Source organism: Streptomyces sp. ADI96-02 (genome assembly GCF_003846185.1).
Lineage (GTDB): Bacteria > Actinomycetota > Actinomycetes > Streptomycetales > Streptomycetaceae > Streptomyces.
The window spans coordinates 3,408,713-3,426,790 of sequence record NZ_ML123034.1 but is presented as its reverse complement, the minus strand read 5'-3'; the positions used below and the strand labels follow the sequence as shown (position 1 = coordinate 3,426,790).

The window sequence follows — 18,078 nt, the reverse complement described above, 5'->3', positions numbered from 1 at the left end:
GCGGGTGATCGGATGCGGATGATCGGATGACCGGCGGGGCGGCCTGCCCGCCTGCCCGCCTGCCCGCCTGCCGGCCGGCCGGGCTCCGGCCCCCGAGGACCTGCTGCTCCTGGACGAACCCGCCAAGCACCTGGCTCCCGCCCGTCCGCCTCCCGCGTACGTCCTTCGGCCGCAGCGGGAGGGCCATCGGAACGCCTGGAGTCGCCGACGGCCGCCGCCCTCGGGATGATCGGCAGTATGAGCAAGAGCGACGGCGGTAAGGACATCACCCTGCGGATCGCCCAGCAGCCGGAGGCGGACGAACTCCTCGGCAGGAGTCCGCTCGCCGCCCTGGTCGGCATGCTGCTCGACCAGCAGGTGCCGATGGAGTGGGCGTTCACGGGGCCGTACACCCTGGCGCAGCGCATGGGCTCGGACGATCTGGACGCCGGGCGGATCGCCGCGTACGACCCGGACGCCTTCAACGAACTCTTCACCACGAAACCGGCTCTGCACCGCTACCCCGGTTCGATGGCCCAGCGGGTGCAGCAGCTGTGTCAGTACCTGGTGGCGGAGTACGACGGCGACGCGAGCGCGGTGTGGCGGGACGCCGGCAGCGGCCGGGAGCTGCTGGAACGCCTGAACGCGCTGCCGGGCTTCGGCACCCAGAAGGCCAGTATCTTCCTCGCGCTGCTCGGCAAGCAGCTCGGCGTACGGCCCACGGGGTGGCGGGAGGCGGCGGGGCCGTACGGGGAGGACGGGGCGCGCCGTTCGGTCGCCGACATCACCGGGCCCACGTCGCTCTCCGAGGTCCGAGCGTACAAACAGGAGGCCAAGGCGGCGGCCAAGGCGGCGAAGACGAAGAAGACGGCGAGGACGGCGAGGACGGCGGAATCCACGGCGGCGACGACCTCCCGGACCACGCGGACCACGCCGACCGCCAGGACCACTCCGAGTGCCCGGAGCACCCGAAGCACCCGCGATCCCCAGCCGCCCGGCTGACACCCCGACCGCCGACCGACTGCCGCCGCCGTTCATTGGACCGGAAGGACTCCCGTGCACGCAACACGTCGCAGGGCCGTGGCCGTCGTGGCGGCCACCGCACTGGCCGCTCCGCTCCTGCTGGCCGCGTCGCCGCACCGGGACCGGCCGTCGGGGGCCGACCCCGGGCGGGAGGCGGCCTCGCTCTCCCGCCACCTGGTGGAGGCCGCGTCCGCGCTGGGCGCCCACCGCCACCTCCAGCGGTTCCAGGCGATCGCCGATTCCGCCGAGGGCCACCGGGCCGCAGGGTCGGCGGGTCACGAGACGTCGGCGGAGTACGTTCACGGGTTGCTCCGGAAGGCCGGGTACGCCGTCTCGTACCAGAGCTTCCCCTTCCTCTACACGCAGACGCTGGCCGAGAAGCTCGCCGTGGTCGCGCCGAACCCCCGCGAGGTGGCGGTGAAGGCGATGACGTACACCCCGTCGACCGGGGACGGCGGATTGACGGCTCGACTCGTCGAGATCCCCGCCGACGGGACGACCGGCTGCGAAGCCGGCGACTACGCCTCCGTGAACGTCACCGACAGGATCGCCCTGATCAAGCGAGGTGGCTGCTCCTTCGCGGAGAAGCAGTCGGCGGCGGCCACGGCCGGCGCGGCCGGAGCGGTCATCTACAACAACACCCCCGGCGCCCTGTCCGGCACGCTCGGCGACGCGGCCTCGGGCAGGATCCCGACCGGCGGCCTCTCCCAGGCCGACGGCGAGAAGCTTCTCGGCGACCTGGCCGAACGCACAACAGAGGCCAAGGCCAAAGGAAAGGGCAAAGGAAAGGACAAGGGCAGGACCAAGGGCAGGGCCAAGGCCGAGAGCGAGGCCGAGGTGACGGTCTCCCTCGACATCCGTCAGCTCCGGGAGGAGCGCACCACCCGCAACGTCGTCGCGGAGACGCCCGACGGCGACCCGGCCCGCACCGTGATGCTCGGCGCCCACCTCGACTCCGTCACGGACGGCGCGGGCATCAACGACAACGGCTCCGGCTCCGCCGGACTGCTCGAAGTGGCACTCAGTCTGGCCGAGTCGAAAACCAGGCCCGCCAACAAGGTGCGGTTCGCGTGGTGGTCGGCCGAGGAGAACGGCCTGTTCGGCTCCAAGGCGTACGTCGCCGGGCTCTCCGCGAGCGACAGGGAGCAGCTCGCGCTCTACCTCAACTTCGACATGATCGCCTCACCGAAGGGCGCCCAGTTCGTCCTGGACGGCGACGACTCCGACCGTACCGGCGCGGGACCCGGCCCCGAGGGCTCCGACCGGCTGGAGAGCGACATCGCCGCCTTCCTCGACCGCGCGGGCGTACCGCACGAGGGCGCGGACTTCACCGGACGCTCCGACTACGGCCCGTTCGTGGAGGCCGGCGTCCCGGCTGGCGGCACGGACACGGGCGCCGAGGGCGTCAAGTCGGCCGCCCAGGCGGAGCGGTACGGCGGGGAGGCGGGGATCGCCTACGACCCGTGCTACCACGCGGCCTGCGACGACCTGGACAACATCGACACGCGGCGCTTCGAGACGAACATCGACGTGATCGCCCACGCCGTCGGCACGTACGCCCAGGACCTCGGCTCCCTGCCCCGCCCAGCCGCCTCCGCGTCGGGCGCGACCGCCCCCTCGGGCACCACAGCCCCCTCCCCGGCGGCGCCCACGTCCACGTCCGCCTCCCCCTCCGCCGCCGAACCCGGGGCCTCCGCGCAGCCCGGCGGCGGGAGCCCTCGCGCCGGGCACGGCCACCGGTTCGCGGAGTGACGGCGTCCGCCTCCCGGCGGGGCGTCCACGAGTCCGCCCCCGCGCGTCCTCGTTTCGCGCCTGCGTTCGCCCGCCCACTCCTACCGGCGACCCCTGTCCCGGTATCCAGCACTATCCGGGCGGCTACACCCTTTGTGCGGCGGCGCGGTCGGCTTCCCCGGCTGCGATCGGCGGCCCTTGCCCGGTAGGCTTTCCGTGTGATCTTCAAGCGCATCGGAAATGGGCGGCCATATCCCGACCACGGCCGGGAAAGCACCCGACAGTGGGCGGATGTCGCGCCACGTCCGGTTCGCCTGGACCAGCTCGTGACCACCAAGGGGCAGTTGGACCTGGAGACTCTGCTCGCGGAGGACTCCACGTTCTACGGCGACCTCTTCGCCCACGTCGTGAAGTGGCAGGGCGACCTCTACCTGGAGGACGGGCTGCACCGGGCCGTACGGGCGGCGCTCCAGCAGCGCCAGGTGCTCCACGCACGCGTCCTCGAAATGGGCTGACCCTTCCCGGAAGAGTGGTCCCCGGAAGAGCGGTCCCCGGAAGAGCGGTTTTCGGGCCTTTCGGGTGCTTTCGTGCTCATCCGGGTGCCATGCGTTGATCATTTAGTACGCATCATCACCGGGTCCCACTACGCTGCGTCCATGAGCATGCTCACTCCCCCCGGCATGGGCGGAAAGTACCGCATCACGGGCGACAGATATCCCCGCATGCGCCGCCCCCGGAACCGCCGCAGAATCGTCCTCGCGGGCGTCTCGGGCGTGGTCGCCCTCGGCCTGGCCGGCTGGGGAACGCTGCAGCTCATCGACGTCTTCACCGGCGGCGACACGAGCGCCAACGCGGCCGACCACAAGCGGGACTGCCCCACCCCGAAACCGTCCGCGCCCGCGAAGGCCGCGAAGGTCCTTCCGAAACCGGCCGGCATCAAGGTCAACGTCTACAACGCGACGACCCGCAGCGGCCTCGCCAAGGCCGCCGCCGCCGAACTCAAGAAGCGCGGCTTCCTCGTCGGCGACGTGGGCAACGCCCCGGAGGCGTACGACAAGAAGGTCCCCGGTCCGGCCCTGCTGCTCGGTGCGCCCACCGCGACGAACGGCAGCTTCACCGTGCTCGGGACGCAGCTGCCGGGCACGGTGCAGAAGACCGACGCGCGCACGACGGCCGAGATCGACCTGATCCTCGGCGCGAAGTTCCGGGCGTTCAGCACGCCCCGGGCAGCCGCGGCGGCCATGGCGGCGCTCACGAAGCCGGCCCCGGTCCCGTCCTCCTCCTGCTGACAGCTCTCTCCGCGCGGGCTGCCCGGGGCTCCCGGGGGCAAGGGCCTCCACCGAGGAGGCGGCCGGCCCGCACGCACGCACCGGTGCCCCTCCCGCGCCGTACGCGGAAGGGGCACCGGCTCTGTATTTCACGGCCCGTCGGTTCACGGCCCGTCGGTTCACGGCCCGTCGGTTCACGGCCCGTCGGGCGGGCGGACGGTGGACGGGCTGACGGTGGACGGACCGGCTACTCCGCCGTGCCGTACATCCGGTCTCCGGCGTCGCCGAGGCCCGGCACGATGTAGCCGTTCTCGTTGAGCCGCTCGTCGACGGAGGCGGTGACCACGGTGACCGGGGTGCCGGCCAGCTCGCGCTCCATCACCTCGACGCCCTCGGGCGCCGCGAGCAGCACCACGGCGGTGACGTCGTCCGCGCCGCGCTTGATCAGCTCGCGGATGGCCGCGACGAGGGTGCCGCCGGTCGCCAGCATCGGGTCGAGGACGTAGACCTGACGGCCGGAGAGGTCTTCCGGCATCCGCGTCGCGTACGTCTCCGCCTGAAGCGTCTCCTCGTTGCGGATCATGCCGAGGAAGCCGACCTCGGCGGTGGGCAGCAGCCGCACCATGCCGTCCAGCATGCCGAGACCGGCGCGCAGGATCGGAACGACGAGGGGCCGGGGGTGCGACAGCTTCACTCCCGTCGTCGGTGTGACCGGGGTCTCGATGTCGACCTGCTCGGTGCGCACATCCCTGGTGGCCTCGTAGGCGAGAAGGGTGACCAGCTCGTCGGCGAGCCGCCGGAAGGTCGGGGAGTCGGTGCGCTTGTCGCGCAGCGTGGTGAGTTTGTGCGCCACCAGCGGGTGGTCGACGACGTGGATCCGCATGAGTCAACAGTAACCGTGCCTTACGACACTGTGCGCTGGCATCAACCACCTGTTCGGGGGGAAGGTGGGGGCATACGGACCCAGCGTTGGGGTGGTGTGTCGATGCCGGACGGGGAACAGCAGCGGGACCTTGGCTCCCGCGGGACGCGCGACGCGCGCGACCCGCAGGACGCCGCGGGTGACGTCGTGGACGCGCAGGAGAGTGACACGGCCAGGCGCAGGCGACGCGCGCAGTTCCTCCGCGAGCTCCACGAGGCCAAGCAGTTGCGCGATCGGGTGCAGCCGCGCCGCGCCCGTGCCGCCCGTATGCGCCAACAGATGCGGATGCGCACGTTCCGCTGGTGACGGACCGTTCGGGCATCCGTACGGCTCTCGCCGGAGCACCCCGTCCGGGCCACCGCCGACCAGGCACTCCTGGAACTGATGGCCGACGCAACCGTTGAAGAGGTCTCGCTCGGCGCTTGTTTCTGCCACGATGCCGATTGGGCGGGGTTCAGAGCAGACGGATCACCGTCTGCCCTCCCGTCGGACCGATTCACCTATGACCAGTGGGAGAGTCACGGTGTACTTCGCCGCACTGCTCGCGCGCACCGAAGACGGGTGGGAAGCGAGCGACACAGAGCTCGACGATGTGGAGACCCTGTCCGACCTGACGGATCTGGCCCGGGATGCCTCGGTGGACGAGGACACGGTCCTGGTCTACATCGAGCAGGAGGACGCCTGGTTCGGCGTCGTCCGCGTGGACGGTGAGGAGGACCCCCGGATCTACGTCTCGGACGCCTCCGCCGCCGCCCGTTCCTCGTACGGGGAGATCCTGCTCACCGACGAACTCCTCGGCCGCGAACCGACGACCGAGGACGAGATCGCCGCACTGGAGGAGCTCGTCGACCTCGACGGTACGGAGGACGGCGAGCCGGAGCCGGCCGGCGGGGAGGAGCCCTCCGGCGCCGCCGCCGGGGCCGAACCGGACGACGACCCCGACGCCGTACCGGCCGGGCCGATCGGCGAGGTCGGCATCCTGGCCGACCTCGGGGTCTCCGAACAGGACCTGCTGACGCTGCGGACCGATGCGCTGACGGAGATCGCCGACGCACTGGGAGCAGCCGAGGTCATGGAGGCGGTCCGCTGACCGGACCCGTCCCCGCCGACCGGCTCCGTCCTCCGTCCCGTCCGCCGAGGACCGCGGGTCCCGTGCCCGCCCGGTCCGCTAGGGTCCGCGGGTGACCGCTCGCCCACCGAACCCCTCACCCGAGCCCGCCTCCGGTCCCGTGCCCGACCCGGTCCGCGACTCCTGGCAGGCTCCGATGCGCCGCGCCCTGGCCGAGGCCGCGCGGGCGGCGTCGGCCGGCGACGTGCCGGTCGGCGCCGTCGTCCTCGGCCAGGACGGCGAACAGCTCGCCTCCGGTCACAACGAGCGCGAGGCGACGGGCGACCCGACCGCGCACGCCGAGATCGTCGCGCTCCGGAGGGCCGCCGAGGCCCACGGCGCGTGGCGGCTCACCGGCTGCACGCTGGTCGTCACCCTCGAACCGTGCACGATGTGCGCGGGCGCTCTGGTCCAGTCCCGCGTGGACCGGGTCGTCTACGGGGCCCGCGACGAGAAGGCGGGCGCGGCCGGCTCGCTCTGGGACGTCGTCCGCGACCGCCGGCTGAACCACCGTCCGGAGGTCGTCCCCGGCGTCCTGGCCGAGGAGTGCGCGGACCTGCTCACGGCGTTCTTCCGCACGCGCTGACCGCACCCCGAGAACCGATTTCTGTCCACGCCCCACCATGGTCTAAGCTCTCTCTCGGTAGCGTGTCCGAGCGGCCGAAGGAGCTCGCCTCGAAAGCGAGTGTGGGGAAACTCACCGAGGGTTCAAATCCCTCCGCTACCGCTCTCACACCCTCCTGACCTGCGGAAACGCAATCAGGAGGGTGTTTTGCGTGCGGCACGTACTCCGCAGCGGCCCTCGTCCGAGCACGGCCGCCCTCCGTCCGAACACGGCCGCACTCCGTCCGAACGCGTTCGCGCCCGGTCGCCGTACGGGACACGTACGGCGACCGGGCGCGGCGCTCAGGTCGGGGGAAGCGGCATCGGGGGGACAAGCCGCTTCCCCCGATGAGAAACAGGCCTTCCGGTCCGCCGCCGCGGTCGGGGGGAGTCTCGCGGCGGGGACCCCACAGTGAGGTCCTGTTCCGGCCCTCCGGTTCCTGCCAGGTCCGGGGAGCCTCGTCGTCCATCCTGCCGCTCCGCGGAAGCCGTGAGAGCGGGCGAAGGGCCTCGATGGGCGGGTCGTAGGTCCTTAAAGGGCGCGTCAGTGATCGCGATCGGCCCCTGGATTCAGCCCTGTGCGCGGAAACGTGTGCGGATACAATCGCCCGATCGCACGCGGGGTCGACGGGGAGGCAAGTGCAGTGGCACAGGCGAGGAAGATCGTGCTCTACATAGTGGTGATCTTCGTGCTGTACACGATCATCACGGCTCCCGAACGGGCGGCCGACCTCGTCCAGGTAGGGTTCGAAGGCGTTTCCAGCGCCGCTCAGGGCGTCGGCGACTTCATGTCCGAACTGGTGAAGTAGGAGTACCGATGATCCGCCACCTGGTCCTGTTCAAGTTGAACGAGGGCGTCGAGCGGGACGATCCGCGGGTCGTCGCCGGGGACCGGGCGTTCCGCGAGCTGGAGGGACGGATCGAGGAGCTGGAGTTCTGGGAGTGCGCCTGGAACATCACCGACCGCCCCATCGCGTACGACTACGCTATCAACTCCGCGGTGGCCGACGAGGACGCCCTCAAGCGGTACATCGAGCACCCCGACCATCAGGCCGCGGCCGGTCAGTGGCGGGAATTCGCCACTTGGGTGATCGCGGACTACCCCTTCTGACTCCTCTCCCGGCACCGGCCGACCCGGTTCCGTCGAGCCCCTCGCCCTACCGGTGAGGGGTTTTTCGTCGTTCTTAAACCTCTCTGGCCTCAACACGGCACTTTGCGGTGCTTGCACACAGTGGACATGTCTTGTGATGCTATGACCGCTTTTGACGGATGAGTTGACCGTAGTTGACCGCAGAGGGGTGGCGTCACCGTGCCGGCCAGTGCAGCGCCTCAAGTGCCTCCCCAGAACGTCCAGACCGAGGACATCCAGACGGAGACCCCGGACCCCACCGCCCCGCCCGCCCGCACGCGCGGGGCGGACACCAGGGCCCTCACCCAGGTGCTCTTCGGCCGGCTCAAGGGCCTGGAACCGGGCACCTCGGAGCACGGCCGGGTCCGGGCCGCCCTCATCGAGGCGAACCTCCCGCTCGTCCGGTACGCCGCGGCCAGGTTCCGCAGCCGCAACGAGCCGATGGAGGACGTCGTCCAGGTCGGCACGATCGGCCTGATCAACGCCATCGACCGGTTCGACCCCGAGCGCGGCGTGCAGTTCCCCACCTTCGCGATGCCCACCGTCGTCGGCGAGATCAAGCGCTACTTCCGGGACAACGTACGCACCGTCCACGTTCCGCGCAGGCTGCACGAACTCTGGGTCCAGGTCACCGGAGCCACCGAGGACCTGACGACCGCTCACGGCCGCTCCCCGACCACCGGAGAGATCGCCGAGCGGCTGAAGATCTCCGAGGACGAGGTGCTCGCCTGCATCGAGGCGGGCCGCTCGTACCACGCGACCTCCCTGGAGGCGGCACAGGAGGGCGACGGCCTGCCCGGCCTCCTCGACCGGCTCGGTTACGAGGACCCCGCGCTCGCCGGCGTCGAGCACCGCGACCTCGTCCGGCACCTGCTCGTCCAGCTCCCCGAGCGCGAGCAGCGCATCCTCCTCCTGCGCTACTACAGCAACTTGACCCAGTCCCAGATCAGCGCGGAACTGGGCGTCTCGCAGATGCACGTGTCAAGGCTGCTGGCCCGAAGTTTCGCCCGACTGAGATCCGCAAACAGGATCGAGGCGTAACCGGAACGGGTAGACCATGCAGAGAGGAGATCTGACGGCATAAAAGCCCTACACCCCTTGTTTCCAGGGCGGATTCGGCGCTGACTTGTCGACATGTCACTACAGCGTGTTGCCGACATGTGACATTCTGCTCGAAGCGCGTTTGCCGCGGCCCCGCCTCCGGTATTCAGGTGGAGGCTGCGTTCCTCCGATGGTCGCGGTCACCGCGACCGTCCGCGACCTCAAGGGGGTGGCATGTCCGCAGAACAGGGCAGCTCGAAGGTGCTCACGCTCACGAAGAGCGTGCCGGCACCCGCCGTGCTCACCAGCTCGCCGGAAGCCATCGACACCCGTACGCTGTCCCGCTCCCTGTTCCTGCGGCTCGCCGCGCTCGGCCCCGCATCGGGCCCCGGGGGAACGGACAGTCCGGAGCGGACCTACGTGCGGGACACGCTCATCGAGCTCAACCTCCCGCTGGTCCGGTACGCCGCGGCGCGGTTCCGCAGCCGCAACGAGCCGATGGAGGACATCGTCCAGGTCGGCACGATCGGCCTGATCAAGGCGATCGACCGGTTCGACTGCGAACGCGGCGTCGAGTTCCCGACGTTCGCGATGCCCACGGTCGTCGGGGAGATCAAACGCTTCTTCCGCGACACCTCCTGGTCCGTACGGGTGCCCCGGCGCCTCCAGGAGCTGCGGCTCGCGCTGACCAAGACAAGCGACGAGCTCGCCCAGAAGCTCGACCGCTCCCCGACCGTGCCGGAGCTCGCCAGGGCCCTCGGGGTATCCGAGGAGGACGTCGTCGACGGCCTCGCCGTCGGCAACGCCTACACCGCCTCCTCCCTCGACTCCCCCTCACCCGAGGACGACGGCGGCGAGGGCTCGCTCGCCGACCGCCTCGGCTACGAGGACGCCGCGCTGGAGGGCGTGGAGTACCGCGAGTCGCTGAAGCCGCTGCTGGCCAAGCTCGCCCCGCGCGAGCGGCAGATCATCATGCTCCGGTTCTTCGCGAACATGACCCAGTCGCAGATCGGCGAGGAGGTCGGCATCTCCCAGATGCACGTCTCGCGGCTGCTGACCCGCACGCTCGCCCAGCTCAGGGAAGGGCTCATCTCGGACTGACCCGCCGCCGGGGCGGAGGCCCCGCGCACGAGGGTTCATATTTGACGGACCGTCAGCCACACTGGCCCGATGCGACGTCAGACATGCGGTCCGACCTCAGGCACGACCGGCCGCCGGGGCACGCTGATCGCCGCCTCGGCGGCCGTGCTGTGTCTGGGCGGCTCCCTGTCCCTGACCGCCTGCGCGGGCGGACCGGGCACGGACGACGGCTATACGGCGGTGGGCGCGGCCGGCGCGGGTTCCGAACGGTCGCCGGGCGAGCCCCGGCCGCCCTCGGGGAAGGTGCGGCTGGTTCCGCTGGACAGCGGTGGAGCCGACGGCAGCGGTCCGGGCGACGCCGGGCGGAGCCCCGGTGCGGCCCCGTCCACCCGGGAGAGCGGCCCGGCGCGCGCGGACAGCGGAGCGGACGGCGGTACGGGGAAGGCCGGCCCAGGACGTACGGCGGGGCCCGGACGCGGCGAGAGCGGCAAGGGCGGCGACGGCAGCGCCGGCACGGGCGGCGACAGCGGCAGCGGGGACTCTGCGGGGCCCGGCGCGTCCCGTCCGCCGGACACGGCTCCCTCGCCGCCCGGCGGCACACCGTCGCCGAAACCGCCCTCACCGCCGCCCGGCCCCGGGCCCGGCGGCGGCACCCCGAAGCCGCCCGGAACGCCCTCACCGCCCCTGCTGGAACTGAGCGCTCCGCAGCGCGCGGAGGGCGAGTACCGGTGGTGCGAGCAGGTGACGGTGGAGTTCCGCAACACCGGCGGCTCCCCGGCTCGCTCCGGCACGGTCACGTTCGGCACGCACATCATCGGCGCGCTGGGCATCGACTGGGCGACCGTCACCTCGTCACAGCCACTGCCCGCGCCCATCGACGCGGGTGCGGCTGTGACGACCACGTACACGGTCTGCGTGGACGCCTGGCGCGTGCCGCTGGGCATGCACATCGAGACGAGGGACGTCTCGGCCGTGTGGGAGTGAGACCGCCCGGGGGGGGGAAGCGCCCGCACCGCAGGACCCGGCCCTGAGCGGCCGGGCCTCCTCACGGGTACGCCGTACGGTCGGCGGGCGGGTACGCCGTACGGTCGCGGGCGGGTTCGTCAGGCGGTCAGCTGAGCGCGAGCCAGGCGACCGCGCCGAGGACCACGACGACCGCCACGACCGCCGCGATCACCCCGGCCTTCGGCCCGGACGAGGTCGCCGCGGGCTGCTGCCGGCGCTGCGGCTCGCCCTCGTCGACGAAGGCGCGGAACATCTGCGTGCTGCCCGCCGGGTCGTGGGTGCCCTCGGGGCCCGGCTGAGGGGCGTGGGGGTTGTGTGCCATGGGGCAGGACCCTAGCGAACTCGGGCCAACGGCCCAACCCCAGGGGCCGTCGGACGCCTCCGCCCGCCGCCTCCGCCCGCCGCCTGCGGGCCCCGCGCGCGCACTCCGGGCTGTCCCGGGCGTGCCCCCGCGCGCGTCCCGGGCGTGCTCCCGGCGCGCCCCGGGGCCTTGACCGGGACCCTACGGAGGCTTTTGCGTTCCTTTACTTCTGCAAGGCCCTTTTCGTTTGCCTGCGGCAACCAACGGCTTCTATGGTTGCCCTAAGCAACAACATGTGGTGAGTACGTCAGGGGGTTTCCGGTGGCCGCACGGAGTCAGTACGAGGAACTGGCCCGGCAGCTCACCGCCGTCGGAGCCGTCAAACGCGGACTCGCCCGCGCCCTGCCCCCCGAGTGTCCCGGCGGCTCGGCCGCCGTGCTGACGCTCCTGGCCCGCCACGGCGAGATGCGGATGAGCCGGCTCTCCGAGCTGATGGCCGTGGACATGTCGGTGACCAGCCGCCATGTGGCCCATGTGGCGGAGCGCGGCTGGATCGAACGGTCCCCGGACCCGGCGGACCGACGGTCCCGCATCCTGCGGCTGACCCCCGACGGGCACGCCCAGCTCGACGAGCTGACCCGGCGGACCACCGAGATGTTCGCGCGCAATCTTCGGGACTGGTCCGACGAGGACGTCGGACGGCTCAGCTCGCTGCTGTCCCGGCTGCGCGACAGCTTCTCCTGTCGCGGGGCCGGCGGCTGCGCCCCCGGACGCCATACCGGCGAGTGCCGGAACCGGCTGGGCGACGACGCGTACACCCGTACACCCGTGTAACAGAAGCAAAGACAAGGAACTCAATGGCTACGACCACACCCACCGGTGTGCGGGGCGGCCACGCCAAGCACGGAGGCTCCGACGCCTCCGACGGCACGCCGATGACACACCGGCAGATCATGGAAGCGCTGACCGGGCTGCTGCTCGGCATGTTCGTCGCGATCCTGTCGTCCACCGTCGTCTCCAACGCCCTGCCGGAGATCATTTCCGACCTCGGCGGCGGGCAGAGCGCCTACACCTGGGTCGTCACGGCCTCGCTGCTGGCCATGACCGCCACCACGCCCCTGTGGGGCAAGCTCTCGGACCTCTTCAGCAAGAAGCTGCTGGTCCAGATAGCCCTGGTCATCTACGTCCTGGGATCGGTCGTCGCCGGTCTGTCGACCAGCAGCGGGATGCTCATCGCCTGCCGCGTCGTCCAGGGCGTCGGCGTCGGCGGTCTCACCGCCCTCGCCCAGATCGTGATGGCCGCGATGATCTCCCCGCGTGAGCGCGGACGCTACAGCGGCTACCTCGGCGCGGTCTTCGCCGTCGCCACCGTCGGCGGTCCGCTGCTCGGCGGCGTCATCACCGACACCAGCTGGATGGGCTGGCGCTGGTGCTTCTACGTGGGTGTGCCGTTCGCGGTGATCGCCCTGGTCGTGCTCCAGAAGACCCTGAAGCTCCCGGTCGTCAAGCGCGAGGCCAAGGTCGACTGGACGGGCGCCTTCTTCATCAGCGCCGCCGTCTCCCTGCTGCTCCTCTGGGTGACCTTCGCGGGCGACAAGTACGACTGGATGTCCTGGCAGACCGGTGCGATGCTCGCCGGCTCCGTGGTCCTCACCCTGCTCTTCGTGCTCACCGAGTCGCGGGCCTCCGAACCGATCATCCCGCTGCGCCTCTTCCGCAACCGCACGATCACCCTGGCCTCGATCGCGTCGCTCTTCGTCGGCGTCGCGATGTTCGCCGGGACCGTCTTCTTCAGCCAGTACTTCCAGCTCGCGCGCGGCCAGTCGCCCACCATGTCGGGCGTCATGACCATCCCGATGATCGCGGGCCTCTTCCTCTCCTCGACCGTCTCCGGCCAGGTCATCACCCGGACCGGCCGCTGGAAGGGCTGGCTGGTCGGCGGCGGCTTCCTGGTGACGGCCGGGCTGGGCATGCTCGGCACGATCCGGTACGACACCGCGTACTGGCACATCGCGGTCTTCATGTTCGTCATGGGCCTCGGCATCGGCATGATGATGCAGAACCTGGTCCTCGCCACGCAGAACCAGGTCGCTCCCGCAGACCTCGGTTCCGCCAGCTCCGTCGTCACGTTCTTCCGCTCGCTCGGCGGCGCCATCGGCGTCTCGGCGCTCGGAGCGGTCCTCGGCAACCGCGTCACGCACTACGTCAAGGAGGGCCTCGCCGACCTCGGACCCCAGGGCGCGGCCTACGGCCACGGCGGTACCGGCGGCGGAGGCATCCCCGACCTGGACAAGCTGCCCGCCCCCTTCCGTACGGTCATGGAGGCCGCGTACGGCCACGGCGTCGCCGACGTCTTCCTGTACGCCGCCCCGGCCGCGCTCGTCGCCTTCATCGTGACGATCTTCATCAAGGAGGTCGCCCTGAAGACCAACGCGGCGAACGACACCCAGGAATCACCCGCCACCGAACCGGCCACGGCTTCGGCCCCGTCATCGGCACCGGCACCGACGGCCGCGGTTCCCGCCCAGGCCGAGGCCCCGGTGCCCGCCGCGGTCGGCGTCGCCGGGCTCGTCTCCGAGGGCGCGGCCGGGCTCACCTCCGCCGCCGCCGGCGTGGCCGCGGACGCGTCCGCCTCGCCGTCCTCCTTCCGGGGCACGCCGGTACGCGGTGTGGTGCGCGGCGCCGAGGGCGCTCCGGTCGCCCGCGCGGCCGTCACCTTGATCTCGCTCGGCGGCCGGCAGCTGGGGCGCTCCGTCGCCCAGGCCGACGGCGGTTACGCGCTGGACGCTCCGGCCTCCGGCAGTTACGTGCTGATCGCGTCCGCCGACGGCTTCCAGCCGCAGGCGTCCACGGTGGTCGTCGGCGAGGAGCCGCTGGCCTTCGACATCCTGCTGTCGGGTACGAGCGGACTGGCCGGATCCGTACGCTCTGTGGAGTCGGGCTCCCCGGTCGAGGGCGCCATGGTCATCGTGACCGACGTACGCGGCGATGTGCTGGCCACCGGCCTGTCCACCGCGACCGGTGAGTTCGCCTTCGGCGAGCTCGTCCCGGGCTCCGTGACCGTCGCGGTCAACGCGGCCGGCTTCCGTCCGCTGGCGCTGCCGGTGGAGGTCGGCGGCCAGGGCGTCACGCGGGTCGAGGCAGCCCTGCGGTCCGGCGCACTGGTGCGCGGAGTCGTACGGGCCGGTGCGATGCCGGTGCCCCTGGGCGATGCCCGGGTCACCCTGATCGACGCGGCCGGCAACGTCGTCGCCACCGCCACGACCGGCGAGGACGGCGCGTACGCCTTCACCGATCTGGACGCGGGCGAGTACTCGGTCATCGCGACCGGCTACCCGCCGGTGGCCGGCGCGCTGAGCGTGAGCGGCCGGGGAGTCGACGGACACGACATCGCACTCGCCCACCCGGGCGACTGACCACACCCGCCCGCCTCGGGCGAACGACCGAACCCGCCCACGCGGGCGACCGACCGGCGGCTGACCACCGCCCGCCCCTTCGCGCGATCCGCCTCCTTGAGCGGTGAACACGTGAAGGGGTAGCAAAGACCCCCGGCAGGACGGTACTTCCAGCGGAGAGACTGTCCCGGCCGGTGGGAAAGGGCCCCGGAGGCGGGTACGGCAGGCAGGGGACGGCCTGCCGTACCCGCCCCGGGGCCCGACTCGTCGGCGCCGGGCCCTTCGGGCGCACCGGATCATCGAGGTGCCCCCGGGCATCGAGCAAGGAGAGAGACACGGATGGGACTTCGCGCACAGGTACGGACGCGGGACGGCTGGGCGGTCCAGCACGCCGTCGTGACGGTCACGGACATGACCGGCACCCAGGTACTGCGGGCCGCCGCCGACGAGGACGGGTCCGTCCGCACGGACGGCTCGCTGCCGGCGGGCGCGTACACGGTGATCGTCACGGCGGTCGGGTACGCTCCCGCCGCCTCCAGCGCCCTCGTCACGGCGAGCGGCCGGATCGAGGGCGGCCAGATCGTGCTGGCCCGCCAGGGCGGGGTGGCCCTCCCGCCGCCGGGCGCGTGGGCCCTGGACCCGGCGCACTCCTCCGTGGGCGCGGTCGCCCAGCATCTGGGCATCTCCAGCGTGCGCGGGCGGTTCACCGAGTTCAGCGGACGGATCGAGATCGCCGACGAGGTCACACGCTCCCGGGTCGACGCGGTGATCGCCGCGGCGAGCATCGACACGGGCAACGGCATGCGGGACAAGCACCTGCGCTCGCCCGACTTCCTGGACGTGGACCGCTACCCGGAGATCGCCTACCGGTCCATCGGCCTCACCCCGGCGGGCCCCGACCGCTGGACCGTGCACGGCGAGCTGACCATGCACGGCGTCTCCCGCCCCGTCGACCTGGACCTCAGTTACCTCGGCACCGGCCCCGACCCGTGGGGCGGCGTGCGCGCGGCCTTCCAGGCCACCGCCGAGCTGCGGCGTGAGGACTTCGCGATGAACTACAACCAGGTCGTGCAGGCGGGCATCTCGGCGATCGGGACGACGCTGCGGGTGGAGCTGGACATCCAGACCGTCCAGGGCGAGGCGCTGCCCGGATAGCCGGCGGGCCCGGTCGTAGGGTGGTCGGCATGGCATCCAACATCGCGACCAACACCGCCGTGAAGCTCGACGAGTTGCTGGCGTTCGTACGGCCCCGGCACCGGGCGATCCTGCTCACCGCCCGGGCCGACGGACGCCCGCAGGGCTCTCCTCTGACCTGCGGCGTGGACGACACGGGCCGGATCGTCATGTCCACCTACCCGGAGCGCGCCAAGACCCGCAACGCCCGCCGCGACGAGCGGGTCACCGTCATCGTCCTGTCGGACGACTGGAACGGGCCGTGGGTGCAGATCGACGGTTCGGCGGAGGTCATCGACGCCCCGGAGTCGGTCGAGCCGCTCGTCGAGTACTTCCGGAACATCTCCGGGGAGCACCCGGACTGGGACGAGTACCGGGCGGCGATGGTGCGCCAGGGGAAGTCGATCATCCGGGTCACACCGGAACGCTGGGGGCCCGTCGCCACGGGCGGCTTCCCGGCCCACCTGGCCCCGGACAGCTGACCGCCGCCATGCCGCCGACCGCCCGCCCCGAGCCGCCTCGGGGTGCCTTGCCCGGTCCGGGGCCGCTGCCCGGCTCGGGGCCGCTGCCCGGTCCGGGGCCGATGTCGCGGGCCCGGCTGCTCGTCGCGCCCGCCCTGGGCGGGGGCCTGGTGCGGGAGCTGGAGCGGATCGGCGGACGCCCGGCGGAACGGGCCGCGGCCGACGCGGAGCCCGGCGGCGGCCCGTACCTGTACGTCGGAGCCGCGCTGCCCGACCGACTGCGCAGGCCGGACCTGCTCTGGTTCCACAGCGTCAACGCCGGGACGGACCCGCTGCTCGCCGCCGGTCCCTGGCCGGCCGGGGCGCTGCTCACCCGGACCGTCGGCAGGATGGGCGAGCGGATCGCCCAGTACGTGCTGGCCTGGATACTCGCCGAGTGCCAGCGGGTGCCCGAGTTCACCGCCCAGCACTCCCGGTCCCAGTGGCGGCGCCTGCCCTCCGAACTCGCCGCCGGCCAGACCGCGCTGGTCTACGGCGTCGGACGCGTCGGCGGGACCGTCGCCGCCCTGCTGCGCGGCTGCGGCATCCGGACCGTGGGCGTGGCCCGCACAGCGCGGACCGGGCCGCCCCCGCCGGGCTTCGACCGGGTGATCGGCGCGGACGAGGACGGCGAGGCGCTGCGCGACGCGCGGTGGGTGGTCACCGCGCTGCCGCTGACCGGGGCGACGGCGGGCTTCTTCGGGGCCGAGCGGTTCGCTGCGCTGCGGGGCGCGTCGTTCGTCAACGTGGGCCGGGGCGCGACGGTGGACCTGGCGGCGCTGGAGGCCGCGCTGCGGGGCGGGTCGGTGCGGCGGGCGGTGCTGGACGTGCTGCCCGCAGAGCCGGCCTCGCCGGGCGACCCGGTCTGGGCGCTGCCCCGTACGGTCGTGACGTCGCACTCCGCGGGCATCACCGCCGACGAGGACGTGGTCGCGGACTTCGCCGCGTGCTGGGAGGCGGTGGCGGCGGGCCGCCGCCCGGAGCTGGCCGTGGACGTGGAACGCGGCTACTGAGGAACGTTCGAACGTTCCTCAGGGGCGGTCGCGCATCGCCTCGATGCCCGCGATCAACAGGTCGAGGGCGAAGCCGAAGTCCCTCTCGCGCATCTCCTCCACGGTGTTCCCGCCCCGGGCCGCCATCAGTTCGTCGGTGGACTCGACGATCTGCCGGAGGTGCGGCAGCGACCGGATCGTGCTCATCGCCTGCTGGTGGAAGTCGTCCTGGGTGAGCCCGTTCGCCTCGCACCGGGCCTTGAAGTTGCCCTCGACGGTGCCGAATCCGTACACGAACTGGAACACCGCCGCCAGCGCGCCCGTCTGCCGGTCCAGCGGCAGGCCCGTGGACCGGATGACGTCCTGGACCGCGTACGAGAACAGCATCGAGTTCGGGCCGATGTTGAGGAAGGTCCCGGCCAGCGGCGAGATCCAGATGTGACGGACGATCAGTTCGCGGTAGTCGCGGGCGAGCGCGCGCAGTTGCACACGCCATTCGGCGGGTTCGCGGGGCGGGTCCAGCTCGGTGTAGACCGAGTCGAGCGCCAGCTCCAGGAGGTCGTCCTTGGTGTCGACGTACCAGTAGAGGGACATCGCGGTGACGTCGAGCTCGGCGGCGAGCCGGCGCATGGAGAACCCGGCGAGGCCCTCGGCGTCCAGCAGCCGCACGGACGCCCGGGTGATCTTGTCGCGGTCCAGGCCGACCGGCGACTCGGACCTGCGCGGGCGCGACGGAGTCCGCTGTTCGAGCCAGACGCTGGTCCGGGCGGGGCTCCGCACACGGTCGGACGCGGGCACCATGGCGCACTCTCCTCGTCTCGCGCGGAC

At 72.0% G+C, this 18,078-nt stretch carries 20 protein-coding genes and 1 tRNA gene; 18 read left to right on the top strand and 3 right to left on the bottom strand.

What is annotated here, in order from left to right; all coding sequences use genetic code 11:
- The first annotated feature begins 225 nt into the window (after positions 1 to 225).
- The 4 genes from EES43_RS14990 to EES43_RS14975 all read left to right on the top strand — a co-directional run bounded on the left by EES43_RS14990 (position 226) and on the right by EES43_RS14975 (position 4,022).
- On the top strand, positions 226 to 981 hold the full coding sequence (locus EES43_RS14990) for an HhH-GPD-type base excision DNA repair protein (protein WP_277426066.1): 756 nt from the start codon (positions 226 to 228) through the stop codon (positions 979 to 981).
- A 54-nt stretch (positions 982 to 1,035) separates the two neighbouring features.
- A complete protein-coding gene (locus tag EES43_RS14985) occupies positions 1,036 to 2,754 on the top strand; it encodes a M20/M25/M40 family metallo-hydrolase (protein ID WP_124269196.1) in 1,719 nt (572 codons plus the stop codon).
- A 197-nt stretch (positions 2,755 to 2,951) separates the two neighbouring features.
- A complete protein-coding gene (locus EES43_RS14980) occupies positions 2,952 to 3,248 on the top strand; it encodes a type II toxin-antitoxin system VapB family antitoxin (RefSeq protein WP_014155093.1) in 297 nt (98 codons plus the stop codon).
- 165 nt (positions 3,249 to 3,413) lie between these two features.
- Entirely contained in the window at positions 3,414 to 4,022 is a 609-nt protein-coding gene (locus EES43_RS14975; protein ID WP_124271984.1) for a LytR C-terminal domain-containing protein, read from the top strand.
- 226 nt (positions 4,023 to 4,248) lie between these two features.
- On the opposite strand, the gene upp is transcribed toward EES43_RS14975, so the two are convergent.
- On the bottom strand, positions 4,249 to 4,884 hold the full coding sequence (gene upp, locus EES43_RS14970) for a uracil phosphoribosyltransferase (RefSeq protein WP_030075862.1): 636 nt from the start codon (positions 4,882 to 4,884) through the stop codon (positions 4,249 to 4,251).
- Positions 4,885 to 4,986: 102 nt separating this feature from the next.
- Between upp and EES43_RS14965 the strand changes: the two genes are divergently transcribed.
- The 9 genes from EES43_RS14965 to EES43_RS14930 all read left to right on the top strand — a co-directional run bounded on the left by EES43_RS14965 (position 4,987) and on the right by EES43_RS14930 (position 10,868).
- Positions 4,987 to 5,229 carry a hypothetical protein gene (locus tag EES43_RS14965; protein WP_206430056.1) on the top strand — a complete coding sequence of 81 codons (243 nt, stop codon included), beginning with the start codon at positions 4,987 to 4,989 and terminating at the stop codon, positions 5,227 to 5,229.
- A gap of 217 nt (positions 5,230 to 5,446) precedes the next feature.
- Positions 5,447 to 6,013, top strand: coding sequence for a tRNA adenosine deaminase-associated protein (locus EES43_RS14960; RefSeq protein ID WP_124271983.1), 567 nt, complete (start codon positions 5,447 to 5,449; stop codon positions 6,011 to 6,013).
- A gap of 91 nt (positions 6,014 to 6,104) precedes the next feature.
- Positions 6,105 to 6,617 (top strand): tRNA adenosine(34) deaminase TadA, encoded by a 513-nt coding sequence (gene tadA / locus EES43_RS14955; protein ID WP_277426065.1) that lies wholly within the window; start codon positions 6,105 to 6,107, stop codon positions 6,615 to 6,617.
- Between the two features lie 56 nt (positions 6,618 to 6,673).
- A tRNA-Ser gene (locus EES43_RS14950) sits at positions 6,674 to 6,758 on the top strand.
- A 520-nt stretch (positions 6,759 to 7,278) separates the two neighbouring features.
- Complete coding sequence (locus tag EES43_RS30645) at positions 7,279 to 7,443, top strand: hypothetical protein (protein WP_164493177.1); 165 nt, start codon at positions 7,279 to 7,281, stop codon at positions 7,441 to 7,443.
- An 8-nt stretch (positions 7,444 to 7,451) separates the two neighbouring features.
- Positions 7,452 to 7,745 (top strand): Dabb family protein, encoded by a 294-nt coding sequence (locus EES43_RS14945; RefSeq protein WP_124269194.1) that lies wholly within the window; start codon positions 7,452 to 7,454, stop codon positions 7,743 to 7,745.
- 198 nt (positions 7,746 to 7,943) lie between these two features.
- Complete coding sequence (locus EES43_RS14940; RefSeq protein WP_124269193.1) at positions 7,944 to 8,804, top strand: RNA polymerase sigma factor SigF; 861 nt, start codon at positions 7,944 to 7,946, stop codon at positions 8,802 to 8,804.
- Between the two features lie 234 nt (positions 8,805 to 9,038).
- Positions 9,039 to 9,905: an RNA polymerase sigma factor SigF gene (locus EES43_RS14935; RefSeq protein ID WP_124269192.1), complete on the top strand. Its 867-nt coding sequence runs from the start codon at positions 9,039 to 9,041 to the stop codon at positions 9,903 to 9,905.
- 69 nt (positions 9,906 to 9,974) lie between these two features.
- Positions 9,975 to 10,868, top strand: coding sequence for a hypothetical protein (locus EES43_RS14930; protein WP_124269191.1), 894 nt, complete (start codon positions 9,975 to 9,977; stop codon positions 10,866 to 10,868).
- 127 nt (positions 10,869 to 10,995) lie between these two features.
- Here the strand turns inward: EES43_RS14930 and EES43_RS14925 are convergent, their stop codons facing one another.
- Positions 10,996 to 11,211: a hypothetical protein gene (locus EES43_RS14925; protein ID WP_124269190.1), complete on the bottom strand. Its 216-nt coding sequence runs from the start codon at positions 11,209 to 11,211 to the stop codon at positions 10,996 to 10,998.
- 300 nt (positions 11,212 to 11,511) lie between these two features.
- On the opposite strand from EES43_RS14925, the gene EES43_RS14920 reads away from it, so the two are divergent.
- From EES43_RS14920 to EES43_RS14900, 5 genes are all read left to right on the top strand, one after another.
- Positions 11,512 to 12,024, top strand: a complete 513-nt coding sequence (locus EES43_RS14920; protein WP_124269189.1) for a MarR family winged helix-turn-helix transcriptional regulator — start codon at positions 11,512 to 11,514, stop codon at positions 12,022 to 12,024.
- 23 nt (positions 12,025 to 12,047) lie between these two features.
- On the top strand, positions 12,048 to 14,606 hold the full coding sequence (locus tag EES43_RS14915) for an MFS transporter (RefSeq protein WP_124269188.1): 2,559 nt from the start codon (positions 12,048 to 12,050) through the stop codon (positions 14,604 to 14,606).
- A gap of 318 nt (positions 14,607 to 14,924) precedes the next feature.
- On the top strand, positions 14,925 to 15,740 hold the full coding sequence (locus EES43_RS14910; protein ID WP_124269187.1) for a YceI family protein: 816 nt from the start codon (positions 14,925 to 14,927) through the stop codon (positions 15,738 to 15,740).
- Between the two features lie 29 nt (positions 15,741 to 15,769).
- Positions 15,770 to 16,240 carry a PPOX class F420-dependent oxidoreductase gene (locus tag EES43_RS14905; RefSeq protein ID WP_124269186.1) on the top strand — a complete coding sequence of 157 codons (471 nt, stop codon included), beginning with the start codon at positions 15,770 to 15,772 and terminating at the stop codon, positions 16,238 to 16,240.
- 101 nt (positions 16,241 to 16,341) lie between these two features.
- Positions 16,342 to 17,271 (top strand): NAD(P)-dependent oxidoreductase, encoded by a 930-nt coding sequence (locus EES43_RS14900; protein ID WP_241192653.1) that lies wholly within the window; start codon positions 16,342 to 16,344, stop codon positions 17,269 to 17,271.
- Positions 17,272 to 17,289: 18 nt separating this feature from the next.
- Here the strand turns inward: EES43_RS14900 and EES43_RS14895 are convergent, their stop codons facing one another.
- Complete coding sequence (locus EES43_RS14895; protein WP_124269184.1) at positions 17,290 to 18,051, bottom strand: TetR/AcrR family transcriptional regulator; 762 nt, start codon at positions 18,049 to 18,051, stop codon at positions 17,290 to 17,292.
- Positions 18,052 to 18,078 lie beyond the last annotated feature (27 nt).